At 59.2% G+C, this 24,044-nt stretch carries 15 protein-coding genes and 2 pseudogenes; 10 read left to right on the forward strand and 7 right to left on the reverse strand.

Annotated elements, in window-relative coordinates; genetic code table 11:
* From CKW15_RS17245 to CKW15_RS29095, 3 genes and pseudogenes are all read right to left on the reverse strand, one after another.
* On the reverse strand, window positions 1–1,743 hold the full coding sequence (locus CKW15_RS17245; RefSeq protein WP_095056436.1) for a potassium/proton antiporter: 1,743 nt from the start codon (window positions 1,741–1,743) through the stop codon (window positions 1–3).
* Between the two features lie 153 nt (window positions 1,744–1,896).
* Window positions 1,897–2,769, reverse strand: a complete 873-nt coding sequence (locus tag CKW15_RS29090; protein ID WP_371856303.1) for a methyl-accepting chemotaxis protein — start codon at window positions 2,767–2,769, stop codon at window positions 1,897–1,899.
* Between the two features lie 30 nt (window positions 2,770–2,799).
* Window positions 2,800–3,522: pseudogene (locus tag CKW15_RS29095) on the reverse strand (MCP four helix bundle domain-containing protein); the annotation flags it as partial.
* A 275-nt stretch (window positions 3,523–3,797) separates the two neighbouring features.
* On the opposite strand from CKW15_RS29095, the gene CKW15_RS17255 reads away from it, so the two are divergent.
* The 4 genes and pseudogenes from CKW15_RS17255 to CKW15_RS29105 all read left to right on the forward strand — a co-directional run bounded on the left by CKW15_RS17255 (window position 3,798) and on the right by CKW15_RS29105 (window position 6,344).
* A complete protein-coding gene (locus tag CKW15_RS17255) occupies window positions 3,798–4,007 on the forward strand; it encodes a hypothetical protein (protein WP_095056434.1) in 210 nt (69 codons plus the stop codon).
* Window positions 4,004–4,306 (forward strand): cell division protein ZapA, encoded by a 303-nt coding sequence (locus tag CKW15_RS17260; protein WP_095056433.1) that lies wholly within the window; start codon window positions 4,004–4,006, stop codon window positions 4,304–4,306. Before CKW15_RS17255 ends, CKW15_RS17260 begins: the two co-directional genes overlap by 4 nt.
* 145 nt (window positions 4,307–4,451) lie before the next feature.
* Window positions 4,452–5,480 (forward strand): annotated as a pseudogene (locus tag CKW15_RS29100) (cache domain-containing protein); the annotation flags it as partial.
* A 132-nt stretch (window positions 5,481–5,612) separates the two neighbouring features.
* A complete protein-coding gene (locus tag CKW15_RS29105) occupies window positions 5,613–6,344 on the forward strand; it encodes a methyl-accepting chemotaxis protein (RefSeq protein WP_371856304.1) in 732 nt (243 codons plus the stop codon).
* A 139-nt stretch (window positions 6,345–6,483) separates the two neighbouring features.
* Here CKW15_RS29105 and CKW15_RS17270 read toward each other — a convergent pair whose 3' ends face one another.
* Both CKW15_RS17270 and putA read right to left on the reverse strand, forming a co-directional pair.
* Entirely contained in the window at window positions 6,484–8,286 is a 1,803-nt protein-coding gene (locus CKW15_RS17270; RefSeq protein WP_095152472.1) for an acyl-CoA dehydrogenase, read from the reverse strand.
* A 234-nt stretch (window positions 8,287–8,520) separates the two neighbouring features.
* Complete coding sequence (gene putA / locus CKW15_RS17275; protein WP_095152473.1) at window positions 8,521–12,471, reverse strand: trifunctional transcriptional regulator/proline dehydrogenase/L-glutamate gamma-semialdehyde dehydrogenase; 3,951 nt, start codon at window positions 12,469–12,471, stop codon at window positions 8,521–8,523.
* A 460-nt stretch (window positions 12,472–12,931) separates the two neighbouring features.
* Between putA and putP the strand changes: the two genes are divergently transcribed.
* From putP to CKW15_RS17310, 6 genes are all read left to right on the forward strand, one after another.
* Window positions 12,932–14,416: a sodium/proline symporter PutP gene (gene putP, locus CKW15_RS17280; protein WP_095152474.1), complete on the forward strand. Its 1,485-nt coding sequence runs from the start codon at window positions 12,932–12,934 to the stop codon at window positions 14,414–14,416.
* 288 nt (window positions 14,417–14,704) lie between these two features.
* Window positions 14,705–16,687: a type VI secretion system tip protein VgrG gene (locus CKW15_RS17285; RefSeq protein ID WP_095152475.1), complete on the forward strand. Its 1,983-nt coding sequence runs from the start codon at window positions 14,705–14,707 to the stop codon at window positions 16,685–16,687.
* Between the two features lie 608 nt (window positions 16,688–17,295).
* Window positions 17,296–17,685 carry a hypothetical protein gene (locus tag CKW15_RS17295; RefSeq protein ID WP_143498463.1) on the forward strand — a complete coding sequence of 130 codons (390 nt, stop codon included), beginning with the start codon at window positions 17,296–17,298 and terminating at the stop codon, window positions 17,683–17,685.
* Between the two features lie 383 nt (window positions 17,686–18,068).
* Window positions 18,069–18,794 (forward strand): DUF4123 domain-containing protein, encoded by a 726-nt coding sequence (locus tag CKW15_RS17300; RefSeq protein ID WP_095152478.1) that lies wholly within the window; start codon window positions 18,069–18,071, stop codon window positions 18,792–18,794.
* 346 nt (window positions 18,795–19,140) lie between these two features.
* On the forward strand, window positions 19,141–19,368 hold the full coding sequence (locus CKW15_RS17305) for a hypothetical protein (RefSeq protein ID WP_095152479.1): 228 nt from the start codon (window positions 19,141–19,143) through the stop codon (window positions 19,366–19,368).
* Window positions 19,369–19,571: 203 nt separating this feature from the next.
* Complete coding sequence (locus tag CKW15_RS17310; protein WP_095056425.1) at window positions 19,572–20,408, forward strand: 23S rRNA (adenine(2030)-N(6))-methyltransferase RlmJ; 837 nt, start codon at window positions 19,572–19,574, stop codon at window positions 20,406–20,408.
* 104 nt (window positions 20,409–20,512) lie between these two features.
* On the opposite strand, the gene msrA is transcribed toward CKW15_RS17310, so the two are convergent.
* Together msrA and CKW15_RS17320 are read right to left on the reverse strand one after the other, a co-directional pair.
* Complete coding sequence (msrA, locus tag CKW15_RS17315) at window positions 20,513–21,160, reverse strand: peptide-methionine (S)-S-oxide reductase MsrA (RefSeq protein ID WP_095056424.1); 648 nt, start codon at window positions 21,158–21,160, stop codon at window positions 20,513–20,515.
* A gap of 103 nt (window positions 21,161–21,263) precedes the next feature.
* Window positions 21,264–23,957: a bifunctional diguanylate cyclase/phosphodiesterase gene (locus CKW15_RS17320; protein ID WP_095056423.1), complete on the reverse strand. Its 2,694-nt coding sequence runs from the start codon at window positions 23,955–23,957 to the stop codon at window positions 21,264–21,266.
* Between the last annotated feature and the right edge of the window lie 87 nt (window positions 23,958–24,044).

Consider the following 24,044-nt stretch of genomic DNA (forward strand, 5'->3'; position numbering starts at 1 on the left):
TTAGAGGAAGAGTCCCGGACCCGGGCGACTTCCTTCGGGGAATCTGACGCCCACTTTGCCGATCTTGTTCCCCTCCATGACGGCAACGGTCCAGATGGTGTTGTTCCATTCCACCTGGTCGCCGACCACCGGCGCGCCACCGACTTTCTGGGCGATGAAGTGGCCCAGGGACATGTCCGGGTCGATGCCTTCGACTTTCAGGCCATACAGGGCGGCAACCGCGGCCAGCTGGGCGTCTCCTTCGAGTACGAAGTCGCCGAAGAAACGCAAATCGAGGCCCCGTTGCGGCGCCTGGCTGAAGAGTTTTCCGAGGGCTGGCAGGTTGTGTTCATGGCCGATAACACACAGTAAATCATCGACTTCCAGCACCGTACTACCCGACGGATGGAGCAATTGCTGGCCACGAAACAGGGCGGCAATGCGGGTGCCTTCGGGCATTTTCAGTTCACGCAGGGGCGAACCGATGCACCATTTTTCCGCACCGAGTCGATAAACGAACAGTTCCCATTCGCTGGTGACGTGGACTTCCAGGGCGGAGCGGGAGATCGGTGCAGGCTCCGGCGGCACCGTCACCTTCAGCAGTTTGGCGACCCACGGCAAACTCGTGCCCTGCACCAGCAGCGACACCAGCACGATAAAGAACGCGAGGTTGAAATACAGTTGGGCGTTGGGCAGGCCGGCCATCAGCGGGAACACCGCCAGAATGATCGGCACCGCGCCGCGCAGACCGACCCAGGAAATGAACGCCTTTTCCCGACCATGGAAGGCCTTGAACGGCAGCAGGCCGACGATCACCGACAGCGGCCGGGCAAACAGAATCATCCACAGCGCCAGTGCCAGTGCGGGCAGCGCAATCGGCAGCAGGTCGTGGGGTGTGACCAGCAGGCCGAGCACCAGGAACATGCCGATCTGCGCCAGCCATGCCATGCCGTCGAGCATGTGCAGGATGCCGTGACGGCTGCGCACCGGACGGTTGCCGATCACCAGGCCGCAGATGTACACCGCGAGGAAGCCACTGCCATGCAAGGCGTTGGTCAGGGCAAAGACAACCAGCCCCCCGGCAATGACCAGAATCGGATACAAACCGGTGGCCAGATTGATGCGGTTGACCAGTTGCAACATCAGCCAGCCGCCACCTAGACCGATGACGCCGCCGATGCCGAATTCGCGCAGCAAGTGGGTCAGCAGGCTCCAGTGCAGGCCGGTCTGGCCGCTGGCGAGCATGTCGATCAAGGTGACGGTGAGAAACACCGCCATCGGGTCGTTGCTGCCGGATTCGATTTCGAGGGTGGCGGTGACCCGTTCGTTCAGGCCCTTGCCACCCAACAGCGAGAACACCGCCGCGGCGTCGGTGGAACCGACGATGGCGCCGATCAGCAGGCCTTGAATCAGGTTCAAGTCGAACAGCCACGCGGCCGCCATGCCGGTCAACCCGGTGGTAATCAACACCCCGACCGTCGCCAGCGACAGCGCCGGCCATAACGCTACGCGGAAACTCGATACCCGGGTGCGTAAGCCGCCGTCGAGCAGGATCACCGCCAGCGCGAGGTTGCCGACCAGATAAGCCGTGGGGTAGTTATCGAAAACAATGCCGGCGCCATCGACACCGGCCACCATGCCGACGGCCAGGATGATTACCAGAATCGGGATGCCGAGGCGTGACGAGAGGGAACTCACCAGAATGCTCGCACCCACCAGCAACGCGCCGATCAAGAACAGGCTGTTGATGGTCGTCGCATTCAAAGGCAGTACTCCAGAAAAGCTGAAAGGCGGGCGCAAAGTGACCATGCAGTCTGCGTGCCAGCGATTCTAACCTGTTGAATTGCGGTGCTGTCAAAAAGCTTTTTGCAGGCGATTCCGCACGCAAGCCCCCTCGCCACAGGGGGGCGGTGCTTGTTAGAGACTAAATCGCCCAACCATGGTGTTCAGGTCTACCGCCAGGCGCGACAGTTCATTGCTGGCCGCACTGGTCTGGTTGGCACCCGTGGCCGATTGCACCGACAGATCACGAATGTTCACCAGGTTGCGGTCCACTTCTCGGGCCACTTGCGCCTGCTCTTCCGCGGCGCTGGCGATCACCAGGTTGCGTTCGTTGATTTCGACGATGGCGCTGTTGATGGTGTCCAGCGACATTCCGGCGCCGCGGGCAATGTTCAGGGTCGACTCGGCGCGTTCGGTGCTGTTGCGCATTGAATCCACCGCCTGCCCGGTGCCGCTCTGGATGCTGCCGATCATGCGTTCGATTTCGCTGGTCGATTGCTGGGTGCGATGCGCCAGGGCCCGCACTTCATCGGCCACCACCGCAAAGCCACGACCGGCCTCACCAGCACGAGCCGCTTCGATGGCCGCATTGAGGGCCAGTAGATTGGTCTGGTCGGCGAGGCCGCGAATCACGTCCAGCACCTTGCCGATATCACGGGATTCGTTGGCCAGATCGCCGATCAGCGTTGCGGTGCTCTGAACATCCGCGCTCATGCGTTCGATGGCGCTGACGGTTTCCTGCACCAGATCGCGACCGTCACCGGCGGACGTGGTGGCGTTCTTCGACGCTTCGGAAGTGCTGACCGCGTTGCGCGCGACCTCTTCCACGGCGCTGGTCATTTCGTTGACGGCGGTAGCGGCCTGTTCGATTTCATTGTTCTGCTGGGTCAGGCCACGGGCGCTTTCGTCCGTGACGCTGTTGAGTTCTTCGGCTGCCGAAGCCAGTTGAGTGGCCGAACCGGAGATTCGCTGCAAGGTGTCGCGCAGCTTGTCCTGCATCTTCGACATCGCCAACAGCAAGCGCCCGGCCTCGTCGTTGCCGTCAACGGTGATCGGGTGTGTCAGGTTGCCTTCGGCAATCTGTTCGGCGGCGTTCAGGGCGTTGGCAATCGGCTGGGTGATGCTGTTGGTCAGCAGCCAGGCGAACAGCAGGGTCAGCGCAGTGGCGATCACCAGCAGGACGATGACCAGATTAAACGCCGAATCGTACTGCTCGGCGGCCCGCTGGTTGGTGTCGAGGGTTTGTTGGGTGTTGATCTCCAGCAATCGGCTCAGCACGGTATTGATCGCTTCGGAGTTGCTGAGCAGATCGGTGTTGAGCAGGTTGCGCAGTTCATCGACCTGATCGTTGCGCGACAGGGTTTTCATCCGGTCTTCGATCTGGCGGTACTGCCCCAGCAATTGCACGTATTGATCGTAGGTCGAACGCTCCTGCGGGCTGGTGATCAGTTTTTCGTAAGTGGCCTGGGCAGCGCGAATCTGCTGATTGCGCAGGTCCAGCAGTTCCATGGTTTTCTGCTGTACGTCGGGCTCGCGGTTCACCAGCAAGCGGTAGGACAGAACGCGCAGGCGCAAAGTGAGTTGGGTGAACTCGTCGAGACTCTTGATGCTCGGGACGCTGTTGGACGTGATGTTCTCGGCGGCGCCGCGGATCTTGCTCATCTGATTCAAGGCAAACACGCCCAGGATCATCATCAATCCGCCGATCAGGGCAAAGCTGAGGAACGCCCGCGGGGCAATATTCATATTACGAAGGGACATGGCGGTTTACCGAAAAGAGCGCGCCTGGGCGGTGCCGAGACTGACGTATAAATGCCTTATCGGTCGCGGGGCTGAACTCTTGAGCCCCGTGTGTTTGAGGCGGTTGCACCTTTTAGTGACGAAGTGCAGGAACCAGATCGGTCATTCACAGTCTTTAAAACTCGCGAGGACGGTTGCCCGTCAGGAAAATCAAGGCTTTGCGCCGGTATAACCCTGGCATCCACGGTGACTTTTCTTTATCGTACGCGCCCTTTGAAAATGCCCGGAAAATCAAAATGTTGGAAGCATCCCTGAGTCAACTGGAACAACTGGTCAGCGACCTCGTGCAGCAGAACCAGACCCTGAGCGCCGAACTGGCCCAGGCCAAGGACGAAAACGAAAGCCTGCAACTGAACCTGATGGAGCAGGAAGAGAAGCAAGGCGCCACCGCCGCTCGCATCCAGGCCCTGGTTGAACGCGTCAGTGCAGGCCCTGTCAGCGCATGAATTACAACGCCGCAGGGGTAAAAGTCGTCTCGATACTGGGGGAGGACTATTCGATCAAGGCACCCGCCGGGGAAGAACAGACCCTGCTGGACGCTGCGATGATGTTGAAAGCTGCCCTGGACGACACCAAAAGAAAGTACCCGACACTGATCGGTGACCGACTGCTCGTGCTGGCCGCGATGAATCTGTGCTCCCAGCAGATCGAAATGCGCAAGCAGCACCAACTCGAACTCGACCGTTACCAAGAGCAAGTCAGCGCCACGGTTGAAGTGATCTCCAAGACGATCAATCAAGCCTGATCGGCTTTGCGCACAACCAAAGAATAAATTGTCGACTTGGATGTATACAATCGGCACGGCTGTTGCAGTGATTCAGCCTCTTATTCTTTGGGGGTGCTCCATGCAGTTCTGGCGACGCAGTATCCAATGGCAGTTGATCCTGAGCATGGGCAGCGCCCTGCTGGTCAGTATTTTGATCGTGGTTGGCATTTATACCCTCGTGGTCAACCGCCTCGCCCAGAGCTATCTGGTCGAGCAAGCGTTGCCGTCGAGCATCGAAGCGATGCGCAACGACATCGAACGCATCCTCGTCCAACCCCTCACCGCCGCCAAGGACATCGCCAGCAACAGCATGGTGCGCGACTGGCTGGTCGCGGGTGAAGACAGCGCCCAGGTCGGCACCTTCACCACTTATCTCGAAGGTGTGCGCGCCGAGCACAAAGCCTTTACCGCGATCATTGTCGGTACCGCCTCCAACCATTACTTCACCGAAAAAGGCCTGGATCGCACCCTCAGTCGATCCAACCCGAAAGACGCCTGGTTCTATGAATTCGTGGACAGCAACCAGTCGCGCACCCTCAATATCGACAATGACACCGCCACCGGAGAATTGGCGCTTTTCATCGACTTCAAAGTCGAGCAGGGCGGCAAAACGGTGGGCGTTGCCGGTCTCGGCTTGAGCATGAAAGAGCTGTCGGAGTTGATTCACAACTTCAGCTTCGGTGAGCGCGGCAAGGTCTATCTCGTGCGTTCCGACGGTTTGATCCAGGTTCATCCCGAAGCGCAATTCAGCGGCAAACGTACCCTGACAGAGCAAGTTGGCGATGCAGCGGCCCGTCAAGTCATGGGTCAAAAATCCGCCACCAGTAATAGCTTCCAGCGTGACGGTGAAGATTTCCTCGCGTTAAGCCTGCCATTGCGCGATCTCGGCTGGACCTTGGTGGCCGAAGTGCCGCAGTCGCAGATCTATGCTGAAGCCCGTCGCGCCATGTGGATGAGCAGCGGCATTGGCCTGGCGGTGGCGATTGTGTGCCTGTTGCTGGTGGTGTTGCTGGCCCGTGGATTGGTAAAACCGATTCGTCAGGTAACAGCGGCACTGGTCGCCATCGGTAGCGGTGGTGGAGATTTGACCCACCGGTTAGATTCCAGCCGCGCCGATGAGCTGGGTGATCTGGCGCGCGGGTTCAATCGCTTCCTCGACAGTCAGCGCGACATGATCGGCGAAGTGCTGACCACCAGCGAACGCCTGCGCACGGCGGTGAGCCAAGTGGCCAAGGTTGTGGATAACACTGCTGAGCGCTCCGGACGCCAGCAGGAAATGACTGACATGGTCGCCACGGCGGTTCACGAAATGGGCCTGACGGTTCAGGAAATCGCGCAGAACGCCGGCAATGCGGCGGTCGCGTCGCAAACGGCGCGGGATGAGGCGATGCAAGCGCGGGAAGTGGTCGGTGGCTCGATCCGCCACATCGAAAGCATGTCCGATGAAATCGGCGTCGCCGCCCATGCCGTTGGTGCACTGGCCCATCAGGTGGCGTCAATCGATCAGGTGCTGGCTGTGATTCGCGGCATCTCCGAGCAAACCAACCTGCTGGCGCTCAATGCTGCCATCGAAGCCGCGCGGGCCGGTGACATGGGCCGCGGGTTTGCGGTCGTTGCCGATGAGGTGCGGACCCTGGCACGACGCACCCAGTCGTCCACCGACGAGATTCAGCAAATGATCGGCAGCCTCAAGCAGGGCGCAGAGAATGCGGTGTCATCGATGCATTCGGGGCAAGCGGCGACGGGCACGGGTGTTGAGTCGAGCCAGCGTACCGGGGCGTCGTTGACCGAGATTACCGAGCAGGTGGAGCGCATCAGCGACATGAACCATCAGGTGGCGACGGCGACGGAAGAGCAATCGGCCGTGACCGAAGAGATCAACCGCAACGTGCAGGGGATTTCCGATCTGGCCCGGGCGACGGCAGGGGAGGTGCGGGCTTGCCGCGAGGACTGCCAGACGTTGCAGCGCTTGGCCGATGATCTGGCGCGTCAGATGGGTGGGTTCAAGCTGAAGTGATGTGTTGTTTGTTCTGACGCCATCGCGAGCAAGCTCGCTCCTACAGGTTTTGTGTCGAACACATTATTCGTGAACGACCGGATCCCTGTAGGAGCCGGCTTGCCGGCGATTGGATCTCAAAGGCGGCACAAGGCGCGGATCAGAACCACTCATCCTGCATCGTCAGGCACACATCATCCCGAGATTCGAGCAATGCCAGCTCATGATGGCAACCCGGCACTTCCCACGTCAGGAAGTACCGCGCCGCCTGCAGCTTGCCTTTGTAAAAGCTCACATCCGCCGCATTCCCCTTGGCCAAGCCTTCCTCGGCGCGGATCGCCTGTTCCAGCCAGCGCCAGCCAATCACCGTGTGGCCGAACACCTTCAGGTACAGCGCCGAGTTCGCCAGGCTGCTATTAACCTTGCCCTGGCCCAGATCAACCAGCAGGCCGATGGTCACGGTTTGCAGGCGCGCCACCAATTTTTCCAGTGGTTCGCGCAGCGGCGTCAATGAATCAAACGCCTGCGCTCGCTCGCCCGTGTTGGCGATCAGGCGGATCAGTTGTTTCAGGCCTGCACCACCGTTCTGCGCCAGTTTGCGCCCCAGCAAGTCCAGCGACTGGATGCCGTGGGTGCCTTCGTGGATCGGGTTCAGGCGGTTGTCGCGGTAGTACTGCTCCACCGGGTATTCGCGGGTATAGCCGTGGCCGCCAAGAATCTGGATCGCCAGTTCGTTGGCCTTCAGGCAAAACTCCGATGGCCAGGATTTGACGATTGGCGTCAGCAGGTCCAGCAGCTCATGGGCCTGTTTGCGTTCGGCTTCGGTCGCAAGCGTCGTGGTGTCATCGAACAGCCGCGCCGCATAAAGACCCAAGTCAAACGAACCTTCGACATAGGCCTTTTGTGTCAGCAGCATGCGCTTGACGTCGGCGTGGTTGATGATCGCCACCGGCGCGGTGTTCGGGTCCTTACTGTCCGGCACACGGCCCTGTGGACGCTCGCGGGCGTACTCCAGCGAATACAGGTAACCGGCGTAGCCGAGCATCACCGCACCCATGCCGACGCCGATCCGCGCCTCGTTCATCATCTGGAACATGTAGCTCAAGCCCTGGTGCGGTTTGCCCACCAGATAGCCGACACACTCACCGTTATCGCCGAAGTTCAGCGCGGTGGACGTGGTGCCGCGCCAGCCCATCTTGTGGAACAGACCAGCCAGCAACACGTCATTACGCTTGCCGAGGCTGCCGTCATCGTTGACCAGGAATTTCGGCACGATGAACAGTGAATTACCCTTCACCCCGGCCGGTGCGTCCGGCAGTTTGGCCAGGACCATGTGCACAATGTTTTCCGACAGCGGGTGATCGCCGCCGGAAATGAAGATCTTGTTGCCCTTGAGGCGATAGGTGCCGTCAGACGCAGGCTCGGCGCGGGTACGAATATCCGACAGCGACGAGCCGGCGTGCGGTTCGGTCAAGGCCATGGTGCCGAAAAAGCGGCCATCGATCATGGGTTGCAGGAAGCGCTGCTTCTGTTCGTCAGTGCCGAAGCTTTCGATCAGGTTGGCCGCGCCCATGGTCAGGAACGGATAAGACGTCGAAGCGGCGTTGGCGGACTGGAAGTGCGAAAAGCAGGCTTGGGACAACAAAGTAGGAAGTTGCATGCCGCCAGCGTCGAAACTGCGCGCAGCGTTGAGGAAACCCGCTTCGAGGAAGGCATCCACTGCCGGTTTCACTTCGGGAATCAGAATCGCCTGACCGTTCTCATAGCGCGGCTCGTTCTCGTCGCCCTTGCGGTTGTGCGGGGCAAAGAACTTCTCGGCGATGCTGCGGGCGGTGCCAATGGCGGCATCGAAGGTTTCGCGATTGTGCTCGGCGAAACGCTCACGCTGGGTCAGGCCCTCGGCATCAAGGACTTCATACAGCTCGAAAGCCAGATTGCGGGAACTGAGCAACGTCTCGGACATGGCGGCCTACCTTTTATTGGAATGGGCCGAGTCTAAGATGGGGGATAGAGGCTGAACAGGATGATTGATGTCGGTGATAAAGGGGCAAAACACCGACCTGTAGGAGTCGGCTTGCTGGCGATGGCGGTGCATCAGACGTACCGTAGTGTATTGATCGCCAGCAAGCCGGCTCCTACAAGGCAAAAAAATGGGCGCCGATGAGGGCGCCCATTTTTACAGTGACTGCATCGCTATTTAGCCGATGGTCATCAAGCTGGCATTACCACCCGCCGCAGCGGTATTGACGCTCAACGCACGCTCAATCACCAGGCGCTCCAGCGCAATGTTGGATTCGCCTTGCGACAGGCCCTGAACCCCAACGATAGCGCCGGCACGTTTGGCGACCTGCTGGCAGACCGCACGCAACTGGTCGGAATGGCCGTGATGCAGAACCGCATCAAACACCACTTCGTCCTTGTTCCAGTCGGAAACCAGCTTGATGCGCGCCTGAATGTCCTTCGGCAAGCGTGCGAACAAGGCTTTGGTCATGTCAGCTTCCGGCCAGACTGCCGAACCGCCAACAGCCAATACGGCTGCCAGTTGAGTCAGCAGGTCGCCTTCGACTTCCGCCAGGCACAGCACGTGTTCACGCGGCAGGATTGCATAGCTGTTGCGCTCGCCGGTCGGGCCGGCCAGTACGCGGGTGATACCGCTTTGCGATTGCGCGGCGAACTGTACGCACAGGGTGCTCAGGTCGGCGAACTTGTTGCTGTCGGCCCAGGCTTTCAGGGCAATCAGCGGCTTGCTCATCGCATCGCGCAGACGTACATCCGGTGCAACCTCGGCATCACCGCGAGCGAAGGATTGTTCGATCGCATCGGTAGGACGCGTCGACAGCAGGCGGTACAGGTACAGCGGGCCACCGGCTTTCGGGCCAGTACCCGACAGGCCTTCGCCGCCGAACGGTTGAACGCCGACCACGGCACCCACGATGTTGCGGTTGACGTAGACGTTACCGGCGTTGACGTTGTCGATCACCTTGGCGATGGTTTCGTCGATGCGGGTGTGCACGCCCAGCGTCAGGCCGTAGCCGGAAGCGTTGATCTGAGCGATCAGCTGGTCGATGTCTTTACGCTTGTAGCGAACCACGTGCAGCACCGGGCCGAAGATTTCGCGCTGCAGTTCATCGAAGCTTTCCAGTTCGATCAACGTCGGCATGACGAAGGTGCCGCGTTTGACCTCTTCGGCGTCGGCGATGGCCACCTGGTACACGCTGCGACCTTTGTCGCGCATGGCCTGGATGTGCTTCTCGATGCCGGCCTTGGCTTCGGCGTCGATCACCGGGCCAATGTCCACGGACAGACGCTCAGGGTTGCCGAGGCGGCTTTCAGCCATGGCACCTTTAAGCATTTCGATGACACGGTCAGCGGAATCTTCCTGCAAGCACAGCACGCGCAGGGCCGAGCAACGCTGGCCGGCGCTGTCGAAGGCCGACGAAACCACGTCGATCACCACTTGCTCGGTCAGTGCCGAGGAGTCGACGATCATTGCGTTCTGGCCACCGGTTTCGGCGATCAGCGGGATCGGACGACCCTGGCTGTCCAAACGACCGGCAATGTTGCGTTGCAGCAAGCGAGCGACTTCGGTGGAACCGGTGAACATCACGCCTTTGACGCGATCATCGCCGACCAGACCGGCACCGACGGTTTCGCCACGGCCCGGCAGCAGTTGCAGCACGCCTTCCGGGATGCCGGCTTCGAGCAGCAGGCGCACGGCCTGAGCGGCGACCAGCGGGGTCTGTTCAGCAGGCTTGGCCAAAACCGGGTTACCGGCAGCCAATGCAGCGGCGACTTGGCCACTGAAGATCGCCAGCGGGAAGTTCCATGGGCTGATGCACACGACTGGACCCAGCGGACGGTGAGCGTCGTTGGTGAAATCGTTGCGTGCCTGAACCGCGTAATAACGCAGGAAGTCCACGGCTTCACGCACTTCGGCGATGGCATTGGCGAAGGTCTTGCCAGCTTCACGAGCCAGCAGGCCCATCAGCGGCTGGATCTCGGCTTCCATCAAGTCAGCGGCACGTTCCAGGATCGCGGCGCGCTCGGCGGGCGGGGTGGCCTGCCAGATCGGTGCAGCGTTCAGGGCGCACTGGATCGCATTGTCGACGTCTTCGACGGTCGCTTCCTGCACGTGGCCGACCACGTCACGCATATCCGACGGGTTCAGAACCGGTGCCGGCGCTTCGCTGCTGGAGGCGCAACCGAGCATCGGCGCGGCTTTCCAGTGGTTATGCGCGGTGGCGAGCAGGGCGCAGGACAGCGAAGCCAAACGATGTTCGTTGGCCATGTCGATGCCGCTGGAGTTGGCGCGTTCCGAACCGTACAGGTCACGCGGCAGCGGAATGCGTGGGTGCGGCAGACCGAAGCCACCTTCCACGGTCGCCATCTGCTCGATGCTGGCTACCGGATCGGCCACCAGTTCCTGGATGGAAATCGACTGGTCGGCGATACGGTTGACGAACGAGGTGTTCGCGCCGTTTTCCAGCAGACGACGTACCAGGTAAGCCAGCAGGGTTTCGTGGGTGCCGACCGGAGCGTACACGCGGCACGGACGGTTCAGCTTGCCTTCGGAAACTTTGCCTACAACTTGTTCGTACAGCGGTTCACCCATGCCGTGCAGGCACTGGAACTCGTACTGCCCCGGGTAATAGTTCTGACCGGCGATGTGATAAATGGCCGACAGCGTGTGGGCGTTGTGCGTGGCGAACTGCGGGTAGATGACTTCCGGTACCGACAGCAGTTTGCGTGCGCAAGCGATGTAGGAAACGTCGGTGTACACCTTGCGGGTGTAGACCGGGTAGCCTTCCAGGCCTTCGACCTGGGCGCGCTTGATCTCGCTGTCCCAGTACGCGCCTTTTACCAGGCGGATCATCAGGCGATGACGGCTGCGACGAGCCAGGTCGATCACGTAGTCGATCACGTACGGGCAACGCTTCTGGTAAGCCTGGATCACGAAACCGATGCCGTTCCAGCCAGTCAGTTGCGGCTCGAAGCACAGGCGCTCAAGCAGATCCAGCGACAGCTCGAGGCGGTCGGCTTCTTCGGCGTCGATGTTCAGGCCGATGTCGTATTGCTTGGCCAACAGGGTCAGCGACAACAGGCGCGGGTACAGCTCATCCATCACGCGCTCGTACTGGGCGCGGCTGTAACGCGGGTGCAGGGCGGACAGTTTGATGGAGATGCCCGGGCCTTCATAAATCCCACGGCCATGGGACGCTTTGCCGATCGAGTGGATGGCTTGTTCGTACGAGGCCAGGTACTTCTGGGCGTCGTGCTCGGTGAGTGCGGCTTCACCCAGCATGTCGTAGGAATAGCGGAAACCCTTGGCTTCGAACTTGCTGGCGTTAGCCAGGGCCTCGGCGATGGTTTCGCCGGTCACGAACTGCTCGCCCATCAGGCGCATGGCCATGTCGACGCCCTTGCGGATCATCGGCTCGCCGCTCTTGCCGATGATGCGGCTCAGGGACGAGGTCAAGCCCGCTTCGTTGTGCGTGGACACCAGCTTGCCGGTCAGCAGCAGGCCCCAGGTCGCGGCGTTGACGAACAGCGACGGGCTGTTGCCCAGGTGCGGATGCCAGTTGCCGGTGCTGATCTTGTCGCGGATCAGTGCATCGCGAGTGCCTTTGTCCGGGATGCGCAGCAGCGCTTCGGCCAGGCACATCAGCGCCACGCCTTCCTGGGACGACAGGGAGAATTCCTGCAGCAGGCCCTGAACAATGCCGGCACGGCCGCCGGCGCTCTTCTGGTTGCGCAGTTTTTCTGCGATGGACGCGGCGAGTTTGTTGGTGGCTTCGGCCATCGGAGCTGGCAGACGCGCCTGCTCGATCAGCATCGGTACCACTTCCGGCTCAGGGCGACGGTAGGCGGCGGTGATCGATGCGCGCAGGACCGATTGCGGCAGGATGCTTTCGGCGAATTCGAGGAAGCACTGGTGGGCATGATCCAGAGGCGCGTCGACGGAGTCGTCGGAATCCTTGGTCAAACCGTTCAGCTCGGACAGGGTTGCACCACCCTCGAGTTTTTCCAGGTAATTAAAGATTGCCTGCTTGATCAGCCAGTGAGGCGTGCGATCAATCGAGGTCGCGGCGGCCTTGAGGCGTTCGCGGGTCGGGTCGTCAAGTTTGACCCCAAGGGTGGTGGTAGCCATGTTTTTATCCTCATGTTTGCCACGACTGCGTGGCATCAGCTGGCGGCAAGATTAGCCGTGCAACTGGTGAGGTGCAACCGGGTGCAACCCTTTTTTTGTCGGAATAATAAGCAGCTCGTCAGGAAATAAATTCTGGTACGTCAGTGCCGCCTCTGCTTGGTGCTTTTTAGGTTAGTCAGCGGCGGTTCTTGCTCCGAAAAGGAGCAAAAACAAGGGTTTGGAATTTATTTCCGACTGGGTGCAACTTATTCAAGAGAAACTGGTTGCACCTTATTTGCTTTGTTGAATAGCATTCGCGCCCAAGGTGCAACCCGAGCGAAATCGGGTGCGCCGGCCGATGGCTTTCCTGGGGAAACATCGGTCATAAATGCGCGGCATCCCGAATCGTCTGTCAAACGTCACCGTTTGCGATCGGTTCACCCGCCGCCGCTACATAAAAACAAAGCCAGGGCGTAACTCAATGAGCGTAAGCAACCCCACCCTGATCACGTTTGTGATCTACATCGCAGCAATGGTGCTGATCGGCTTCATGGCCTATCGCTCCACCAACAACCTTTCCGATTACATTCTGGGCGGCCGTAGCCTGGGCAGCGTCGTGACTGCACTGTCCGCCGGCGCTTCCGACATGAGCGGCTGGTTGTTGATGGGCCTGCCGGGCGCCATCTACATGTCCGGTCTGTCTGAAAGCTGGATCGCCATCGGCCTGATCATCGGTGCGTACCTGAACTGGCTGTTCGTCGCTGGCCGTCTGCGTGTGCAGACCGAGCACAATGGCGATGCGCTGACCCTGCCGGACTACTTCTCCAGCCGTTTCGAAGACAAAAGCGGCCTGCTGCGGATCATCTCCGCCGTCGTGATCCTGGTGTTCTTCACCATCTACTGCGCTTCGGGCATCGTGGCTGGCGCCCGTCTGTTTGAAAGCACCTTCGGCATGTCCTACGAGACCGCGCTGTGGGCCGGTGCTGCGGCGACAATTGCCTACACCTTCGTAGGCGGTTTCCTGGCAGTGAGCTGGACTGACACCGTACAAGCCACACTGATGATCTTCGCCCTGTTGCTCACGCCGATCATCGTGCTGCTGGCGACCGGCGGCGTCGACACCACGTTTCTGGCCATCGAAGCGCAAGATCCAAGCAACTTCGATATGCTGAAAAACACCACCTTCATCGGCATCATCTCGCTGATGGGCTGGGGTCTGGGCTACTTCGGTCAGCCGCACATCCTGGCGCGCTTCATGGCTGCCGATTCGGTCAAGTCGATCGCCAAGGCTCGTCGCATTTCCATGGCCTGGATGATCCTGTGCCTGGGCGGCACCGTGGCGGTAGGCTTCTTCGGTATCGCTTACTTCTCGGCGCACCCTGAGCTGGCCGGTCCTGTGACCGAAAACCACGAGCGTGTGTTCATCGAGCTGGCGAAAATCCTGTTCAACCCATGGATTGCCGGTGTTCTGTTGTCGGCCATTCTGGCTGCCGTAATGAGTACCCTGAGCTGCCAGTTGCTGGTGTGCTCGAGCGCCCTGACCGAAGACTTCTACAAAACCTTCCTGCGTAAAACCGCTTCCCAGGTTGAACTGGTCTGGGTCGGCCGCGCCATGGTGCTGTTGGTTGCTCTGGTTGCGATCGCTCTGGCGGCCAACCCGGAAAACCGTGTACTGGGTCTGGTGAGCTACGCCTGGGCTGGTTTCGGTGCTGCGTTCGGTCCGGTCGTGCTGATCTCCGTGATCTGGAAAGACATGACCCGCAACGGCGCACTGGCCGGTATCCTGGTCGGCGCGATCACCGTGATCGTGTGGAAACACTTCGAACTGCTGGGCCTGTACGAAATCATCCCTGGTTTCATCTTCGCCAGCCTGGCGATCTACATCGTCAGCAAACTGGGCGCGCCGACTGCCGGCATGCTTCAGCGTTTCGATGCTGCCGAAAAAGATTACCGCCTGAACAAGTGATGGGGATGAGCTGAAGCTCTGATCTTTTGCGCAAAACGGCCCGCTTCCTACAGGAAGCGGGTCGTTTTTTTTGGCCTTCGCAAAATATTCGAACCTCTGTAGGCGCGAGCAAGCTCGCTCCTACAAGGGGTTCGGTGTTTTCTTTGCTTGTCTGTAGTTGGATAAACCGTTTTCTGAAGGGAAATGCTTCGAGGGAAGTAGGCCAATTCTGATTTTTCCGCACCCCGTTCGGACGCCGTAGTCGCTCATGCAGAATCGCTCGCCTTCGTTCTGCAGAGACCACATCGGATGTTCGCCCCTGCTAACCAACCGCGATTCACACTGACCCTCCAAGGCGATCAGAACCCCGAGTTCAAGGTGCTTGAATTCACGGGTACGGAAACCATCAGCGAACCCTATCGATTCAACCTGGAACTGGTCAGTGATCGTGCGGACATTGCGCTCGAAAGCCTGCTGCATCGTCAGGCATTTCTGAGTTTCGATGCACAAGGTTCCGGTGTTCACGGTCAGATTTTTCGCGTGGGGCAAGGGGATTCCGGTAAGCGTCTGACGCGCTATCAGATCAGCCTGGTGCCGCGTTTGACCTACCTGGGCATGCGCATCAATCAGCGAGTTTTCCAGCACAAACCGGTGCCGCAGATCATCGCCCTGGTGCTGAAAGACCACGGAGTCTTTGAGCACGCTGATTTCAAATTCCTGCTCAGCGGCCAATACCCCGAACGCGAGTATTGCGTGCAATACGCTGAAAGCGACCTGGCCTTCATCCAGCGCCTGTGCGCCGAAACCGGCATTCACTATCACTTTCAGCACAGCCCCGACGGGCATCTGCTGATGTTTGGCGATGACCAGACGGTTTTTCCTCGGCTGCCCAAGCCAGTGCTGTATCTGCCGGGCAGCGGTATGGCAGCCGAAACCGCGGCGATCAAAACCTTCAATGTCCGCCTGGAAACCCGCACCACAGCAGTGGCTCGCCGGGACTACGACTTCCACAAGCCGAACCTGCAACTCGACAGTCATCTCGACAGCCAACAATTACCGCTGCTGGAGGACTACCGGTTTCCCGGTCAATTCACGGATCGCGAACGCGGCAAACATCTGGTTCAGCGAGCGTTGGAACGTCATAACGCAGACTTTCGTCTGGCCACAGGCCGAGGCGATGTTTCCTCCTTGGTCAGCGGACATTTCCTGCAGCTCGCCGAGCATCCGAATCAGGCATGGAATGATCTATGGCTGATCACGCAGATCGAGCACCGTGGCTGCCAACCACAGGTGTTGGAAGAGTCAGCCCCCGGCGATGACGGAGACGCCTTCCAGGGTTATCGCAATACCTTTCTGGCCACGCCGTGGGACGTATTGTTTCGCCCGCCGTTGAGCGAAAAACCTCACGCTTCAGGTTATCAGTCGGGCGTGGTCACTGGCGCAAAGGGCAGCGAAATCCATTGCGACGAGTACGGTCGGGTCAAGGTTCAGCTGCGCTGGGACCGGGATGGCCAGTTCAACGAACATTCCAGTTGCTGGTTGCGGGTCGCCTCGGGCTGGGCGCATGACCGTTATGGCAGCGTGCTGATCCCGCGTGTCGGCATGGAAGTGTTGGTGGGTTTCATCGATGGCGATGTCGATAAACCGATGGTCATGGCGTGTGTGCCCAACGCAGCAACTCAAGTGCCCCTGGACCTTCCAGCGGACAAGACCCGCAGCATTTTCCGCACTCAAAGCAGTCCTGGAGGCGGGGGCTACAACGAACTGCGCATCGAGGATCGCAAAGGCGCCGAGGAAATCTACCTGCGCGCCCAGCGAAACTGGAGTCAGGATGTACTCGCGGACATGCGCGTCCAGGTGGGCAGCCAGCGCAATGTAGTGATCGGCCGTGCCGAAGGGCTGGCCTCAGTGGACAGCCTTCATGTCCACGGCGCCCGGCACGTTCGCAGCACTAATGAAAGCCACAATGTCAGCGAACAATTCCATGTCAGCGCAATTGAGCAGGTTGTCATCGACGGTGGCGTCAACACAGTGATTCAGTCCGGTGGGCACTGGATCAACATTGGTCCTGCGGGGATTTTCAGCAGCGTGCCGATCATGGTGGGTGGCGTGCCGATGCCGACCATGGGCGGCAAGTCCGGCAAAGAGGCGCCCGCACCCGCGCCGCTGAGCCAAGCGCAAAGCCAGAGCCTGAAAAGCGATGCACCTTTCTGCGAAGAATGCCTGCGTTGTGCTGAGGGCTTTTGCCCCACGCCTCAAACGTTAAACGGCCGCACCAATGCCGCGCCATAAACTCAGCGTGCATACGCGGACTTTCAACCAACACGGAAAACTTTCGGGCGCCGAGTTCCACGCCGCGCGTAAAAAGCTGATGGCACAACTCGACAACAGCCTCGGACCATTGGTGCGTAAAGGTGTGGGTATTCCCGATCACCCGAAACTCAAAAATGCGTTGGGCATTTCCATCCGTAACTTGGTCCACCACTGGAGCAAGGCCGGTACAGCGGGCGGGGTTCCGGGGTATGCCACGCATATAGAGGGGGTGAGCAAGGCCAGTAAGGTCATTAAGGCTGGTGGTTGGATTGGTGTTGGATTGGGGGCTGGGGCTTCGGGGTTGAGGGTGAAGGAGACTTGCAGGACTGGGACGGAAGAGGATTGTAGGAAAGTGAAGTTTACGGAGGCGGGGAAGTTTGGAGGAGCTCTCGCAGGGGGAGCCGCCGGAGGAATGGCAGGCGTCGCAATCGGTGGGGGGGTATGTGCTGCTATAGGTGTCGGAACGGTAGGTGTTGGAGGTGTTATTTGCGGTCTCGTCTTTGTAGGTCTCGGCTCTGGGGTGGGAGGAAATTACTTGGGTACTTCAGGTGAGTCTTTGGGTGAGGTGTTGTATGAGGGGTTAAGTAGTGCGAAGTGATATTGAATTAATGTTTTTTTTAGTTTTGGGGCTGGCAATGGTTGCAGTCTTAATTGCTTTGCTGGTGTTGTTGTATTTTGCATACTTCAGAATTGTTGATATAGATAATGGCCTGGGTAATAGTAGATTTTTTTTGTTGCGCAGATCATTGATGGGGGCTGATCCGGTTTCAAGATTTTTTATGATTATAAGTGTTGGAATGGTGTTTGCATTTCCCTCTCGCTACCTCAAGAACGGCGAACTGGACGCAGATGATTTCAGAAGTTTTCCTGCTGGTCTGATGGTAGGCATTAAAGGTTTCTATCTTTTTGGGTTGATAGTGGGTTTGGCAATGTTTGCAATGGCGGGTGTGGGAAAGCTAATGGGGTGGGTCAAGTAAAGGTCGCGCTCTATGGTTTTGTGGGGCTGTGAGTAGAAATTTACATATGAGGTGGCAGGTTGAAGAGCGTCTATGAAGTGACGTTTTTAATGACGGGTTTTGTTTTGATTGTGCTGGCGTAGTCGTCCAGCACCAGCTCTATAGGGGCGTTAATTATTTTTTCAGGGAGGTCTTTGAAAAGTAGTGAGTTGAACTTAGAGGATTATCAGTTTTTTCCGAAAAAATTGAGAGTGATTGTGATCACTTATAGTTGGCTGACATTGACTCTCGGTATAGCTGCTATTGCTTTGATATTGGTCGGTAGGAGTATGAGTTGGATAGATTAGGTTTTTTCGTGGATGTCCTTGGGAGCGGCACGCTGGTTTTGATTTGGAGGTCCTTCCATGATTTGCCCAGATATTTGGCTACAAAATTCTCCGCTTTCTGACACCGAACAACTCTTCGCCATCTTCAGCAGTGCCAGCGCCGCAGAGCCGTTCAAGGTGTGGCTGCAATCAGGGGGCGGTAAGGCGCCGCGCCCGGTTTGGGCGGACACGGCGTATGCCGAGTGGAAAGAGGTGATGCCTTATGTGGGGATCGTCGAGCCTGGCAATGAGTTTTTGCAGTGGGTGGCAACGACCGAGTCTCAGGACTGGGGTTGGCTGGCAGTGTCGTCGGCGAGCCTGGAGGGGCTGGTCGAGCATTTGCGCAGCCTGACGCAAGTGAAGCTGCTGGATTGCAAGGCAGTGTTTTTTCGTTTTTGGGATGGGCGTTTTTTGTTGCCGATTTTGCGTTCTGCCGAAGTGGACGCTGCGCAACTGCTGCCGGTGATTGAACGTTGTTTGATCAATGGGCAGTCGCTGGAAATTGGCGGTGGCGCGCATAAATCGGAGAGGGTTTTTCCGTGGTGGGAGGTGCCTGAGTCGGTGCTGCAACATCTGGGTGCCGTAGATGATTCGACCCGCATCGGTAACCTGCTGCAGTGGTTGAGTGAGGAGCAACCTAATGTGTTTGAGGCGTTTTCTGAAAATGTACTGCGCAGCAAGGTTGCGAATTTTCTCAAACAGCCTGATTTGCCATCCGCGCCTAAGGATGAGGTGCTGGCGTACTTTATGGAGGAAATGCAGTAGGTCCTAGGACATTTCCGGGCAAGGTCCTCGGAGATTTCCTTCAAGTTGTGGCGGTTTGCGTGAACTGGTGGGCGATAGGTTGGAGGGATAGTCTTTTGCCTGTCACCGCGGATGCGGTGGCAGGGTGTAGGAACCCTTTCCCCCAACGCGCATCAGCGCTGTCGTTTGATTGCGGTAGTTATTTTGTGTTCGTAACATCGTTCGCGGCGGCTGTGTGCGGGACACGTTTCGACGTGGCTGAGTTTGGGGTTTTGCTCAGTTTCCTACTCCCGCGCACGGCTGCCACCCAAGCCCGTAGGAAAGGTCGTTGGCAGCTTCAAATAAATACCCCGGAGATATTTGAAAAATGACCAAACTTAATCCCGATCCACCGTACGTAAAACCAGTCCCCCATCCCGAAAACCGCTTCATGGCCCTCACCCAAGTGCTGGAAAACCTGTCCATGCGCGGTACGGTTGAGTGCGAGTCGTTCATCCTCAGTGACTTTGCCTTGCTCTGCGCGATTCCGTTGCGCGATGGCTGTGATGTGCTGGATGTGCTTGGTCGGCGATTGCGGGCGCAGCCTTCTCAGTAGCGACGCGTTCGCCTGATTCTGTAGGAGCCGGCTTGCTGGCGATAGCGGTAGGTCAGGCAATATCCATGTTGATTGATACGCCGCCATCGCCAGCAAGCCGGCTCCTACAGGTCGGGGCGACCACTGCGTCGAGCCACTCAGCTGCGAACCCCTGACTTGCCAGCCGGTAAAAGGTAAACTTCCCGGCCTTCGCAGGAGCAACCATGAATTATCGTCACGCCTTCCATGCCGGCAATCACGCCGATGTGTTCAAACACCTGACCTTGACCCGCCTCATCGCCCTGATGTCGCGCAAGGAGCAGCCGTTTGCCTATCTCGACACCCACGCCGGTATTGGTCTGTATGACCTGCAGGGCGATCAGGCCAGCCGTACCGGTGAGTACCTGGAAGGTATCGCGCGTTTGTGGGATCAGCCGGATCTGCCGATCCTGACTGCCGATTACATGCAGGTGCTGCACGAGATGAACCCGGATGGCCAGTTGCGCTATTACCCGGGCTCGCCGGAATTGGCGCGGCGCCTGACCCGTGCGCAGGATCGCGTGATGCTCAACGAAAAGCACCCGGAAGATGGCGTGCTGCTCAAGGACAACATGGCCGGTGATCGTCGGGTCAAAGTGCACCTGGGCGAAGGCTGGCATGTGCCGCGTGCCATGCTACCGGTGCAGGAGAAGCGCGCGGTGATGTTGATCGATCCGCCGTTCGAGCAGCTCGACGAGATGCAGCGTTGTGCGGCGTCGCTGAAAGAGGCGATTGGCCGGATGCGTCAAACCGTGGCCGCGATCTGGTACCCGGTGAAGGATCAGCGCGCCTTGCGTCGGTTCTATCAGGACCTGGCGGGTACCGGGGCGCCGAAGTTGTTGCGCGTGGAGTTGCTGGTGCATCCGCTGGATACGCCGAACAGCCTGAACGGTTCCGGGTTGGCGATTGCCAATCCGCCGTGGGGGCTGGAGGAAGAATTGCGCGAGCTACTGCCGTGGCTGGCCCAGAAACTGGGGCAGACCGAGGGTAGTTGGAAGATGGATTGGTTGATTGCCGAGTAATGCTCGGCCTGTAGGAGCCGGCTTGCCGGCGATGGCAATCCAGAGTTCACCGCTGGACAGTCTGCCGCCATCGCCAGCAAGCCGGCTCCTACAAGTGATCTGCGTCAGATCGGGCAGGTCACGCCGGTGCCGCCAATCCCGCAGTAGCCTTCCGGATTTTTCGCCAGGTACTGCTGGTGATACGCCTCGGCGAAGTAAACCGTTGGGGCTTCTTCGATTTCGGTGGTGATGTCGCCTTTGCCGGCCTTGGTCAGTTCGACCTGGAACACTTCTTTGCTGTGTTCGGCGGCGGCCAGTTGCGTCGGGTTGGTCGCATAGATCACAGAGCGATATTGGGTGCCGATGTCGTTGCCCTGACGCATACCCTGGGTCGGGTTGTGCAGTTCCCAGAACATCTTCAGCAATTCTTCGTAACTGACTTTTGCCGGCTCATAGACCACGAGCACCACTTCGGTGTGGCCGGTCAGGCCCGAGCAGACTTCTTCGTAGGTAGGGTTTGGCGTGAAGCCGCCGGCGTAACCCACCACGGTGCTGACTACGCCTTCACGCTGCCAGAAGCGACGTTCCGCGCCCCAGAAGCAGCCGAGGCCGAAGATCGCAAAATCGACATCGGTGGCGAACGGACCCAGCAGCGGGGCGTCGTGGACGAAATGTCTTTCCGGCAGGTTCATCGGGGATTCACGGCCAGGCAAAGCTTGTTCTTTGGTAGGGAGCACGTTTTTGTTCACCAGAATTTCCGAGCGCAGAACCATGATCAGTCCTCTCAGTCAGGTTGAGATGTAAATAAACAGACCATCAGTGTGCCCAATACCAGCGGGATGCGCACTACCCTTGTAGGAGCGGGATGTGTGTTTGTCAGGCGATTGGGCCGCGCGGGTAGCGTTTGAGCCTTTCGATCAGCTCGGTGCCCGGGATAGGGCGGTCGAACAGGTAGCCCTGGCCGACGTCGCAGCGGTGACGGCGCAGGAACGCCAGTTGCTCGGCGGTTTCGATGCCTTCAGCCACGACCTTGAGCTTCAGGTTATGAGCCATGGCGATCACCGCGGAGGTGATTTCCATGTCGTCCTGGTTGTCCGGGATTTCGTGGATGAAGCTTCGATCGATCTTGATGATGTCGATGGGGAATTTTTTCAGGTAGCTGAGCGACGAATAACCGGTACCGAAGTCATCCATGGCCAGGGTCAGGCCCAGGCGCTTGAGCTGGTCGAGCTGCAAGTGGGTGTCTTCGGTGGCCTCCAGCAACAAGCCTTCGGTCAGCTCCAGCTCCAGCAGGTGAGCGGGCAGGGCTTCTTCCTTGAGGATGTTGGCAATCGATGTCACCAGATCCGGATCGGAAAACTGCTTGGGGGACAGGTTGATCGCCACCTGCAAATTGCCCAGGCCCGCGGCGGTCAGGGCTTTGCTCATGCGGCAGGCCTGACGGGCGATCCATTTACCGATCGGAATGATCAACCCCGTCTCTTCGGCCACGCTGATGAACTGGTCCGGGCGGATCATGCCTTTTTCCGGATGATCCCAGCGCAGTAGCGCTTCCATCCCCAGCAGGCGACCGCTGCGCAGGCACAGCTTTGGCTGGTAGAACACGTCGAGTTCGTTCTGGGTCAGGGCGCGGCGCAGGTTGTTTTCGACGAACAGCTTGTAGCTGGCCTCGGCGTTCAGTGCTTCGGTGAACACTTGCACCTGATGTTTGCCGTTGGCCTTGGCCTTGTGCAGCGCCAGACCGGCGTTGCGCATCAGGGTTTGCGGGTCGCGCCCGTGCAACGGCGCGCAGGCCAGGCCCACGGAGCCGGTGACGCTGATCAATTGGTTGTCGACGAACATCGGTTTGTCGAGGGTCGCCAGCAATTGGTTGGCCACTTGCTGGCCTACCGTGAGGTCGCTGTTGTCCAGCAACACGGCGAATTCGTTACTGGCGAATCGCGCCAGGCTGCCGCTCGGTATCAGACTATTGCGCAGACGTCGGGCCAGGCTGATCAGCAGTTTGTCGCCGGTCTGGTGGCCGAGGCTGTCGTTGATCCGCTTGAAGTTGTCGATGTCCACCAGCAACAGGCTGATCGGCGCATCGCTGTCTCGGGCAAAGCGCTCATCGAGGTTACGGATGAACGCCGGGCGGTTGCCGAGGTTGGTCAGGTTGTCGGTGTAGGCCAGGCGCTCGATGCGTTGCTGAGCGAGCTTGGTCTGGGTGATGTCTTCATAGATGCCGATGTAATGGGTCAGTTCGCGGTTGTCGCCGTAAACCTTGGAGATCGACAACTGGCCCCAGTAGGGTTCGAGGTTCTTTCGACGGCTCTTGAACTCGCCCTGCCAGCTGTTGCTCTTGGCCAGTGCCGAAGGTGCGTCGAACAGCAGTTCGCTGAGGTTTTCCAGTGCCGGCAGTTCCGACAGCCGCTGGCCGTGGACTTCTTCGGTGCTGTACTGGGTGATCGCGGTGAAGCTCGGGTTGACGTATTCGACAACGCCGTCGCAATTGACCAGCAGAAAGGCGTTCGCACTTTGCTCGACTGCGCGCTGGAACAGGTGCAGGGCGCTGGTCGCGGTGCGGCGATTGTGATTGCTGATGACCTGGGCGAACTGATCCGCCAGTTCACCGGCGAAGGCGATTTCATCGGACTGCCAGGCACGCGTCGCACCGGTCTGTTCCAGGCACAGCACGCCCACGACTTGGCCGTCGACACGGATACTGGCGTCGAGCATCGCGTTTACATCGCGCGGGCGCAGGCTTTCGGCCATTTCCCGGGTGCGCGGGTCGCGCATGGCGTTGTGCGCGTCGATGGCGCGACCGGTGTGCAAGGCGTCGAGGTAATCGGGGAACACGCTGACGTCGATCGACTCCTGCAGCAAATATTCCTGGGTCGTGCGGTGATAGGCCGAGATCGGCACCAGTTTTGAGCCGTCGAGGTGCCACAGGCTGGCGCAGTCGATTTCGTAGATGTCGCAGGCGCTGCGGGTGATCAGTTCGGCAGCTTCTTGCAGGGAATTGTTGCTGCTGTAGCGCTGGCGGGTCAGCAACAGGATCAGGTCCTGCTGGGCACGCGCTCGATCCAGATGCAGCAGTTGCTCCTGCTGGGTACGCTGGTTGAGCTCAAGGGCAATCTGCAGGCGCGAGTTCTGGGTTTCGAGGTCCAGGGCCGGTTGCAGCGCAGAGCCCTCGAGCACGCCGTCGACGACCATCAGGTAGCCGCGCAACAAGTGCCGGTTGTGTTGTTTGTAGGCTTCGCCCAGTTCCAGCAGATTCAGGGAGCCGGCGGCGGTGTGCAAGGTATAGCGGATCTGGTAATGCGGGCTTTCGGTCAGTTGCTGCTGGACGGCGTCATGCAGCTGATAGCGCGCTTCGGGCTCCATCAGGCTGGCGTAGGGCGAGTCGACCAGCGCACAAAGCTCCATGGCCTGCATGCCGAATTGGTGTTCGCAGTTGGGATCGAGAAACAGCAGCGCCCAGCTGGGTTCATTAAGCCGTTCGAAACGCAGCATGCCGAGCCGCGAGGGCACAGGCAACTGCGTCACTACCTCGGCCACCATACGGCTGGCGGCATCGGGTTGGCTTTTCATGGAGGGAAACTCGCTTCGAATTTGCTGAACGCGCCGGGCTCTCGCCCTCTGTACTGTTGCCTGCGGCAAGGTTGCATCATTGCGGCA

The organism is Pseudomonas sp. Irchel s3b5, from assembly GCF_900187435.1.
Classification (GTDB): Bacteria; Pseudomonadota; Gammaproteobacteria; order Pseudomonadales; family Pseudomonadaceae; genus Aquipseudomonas.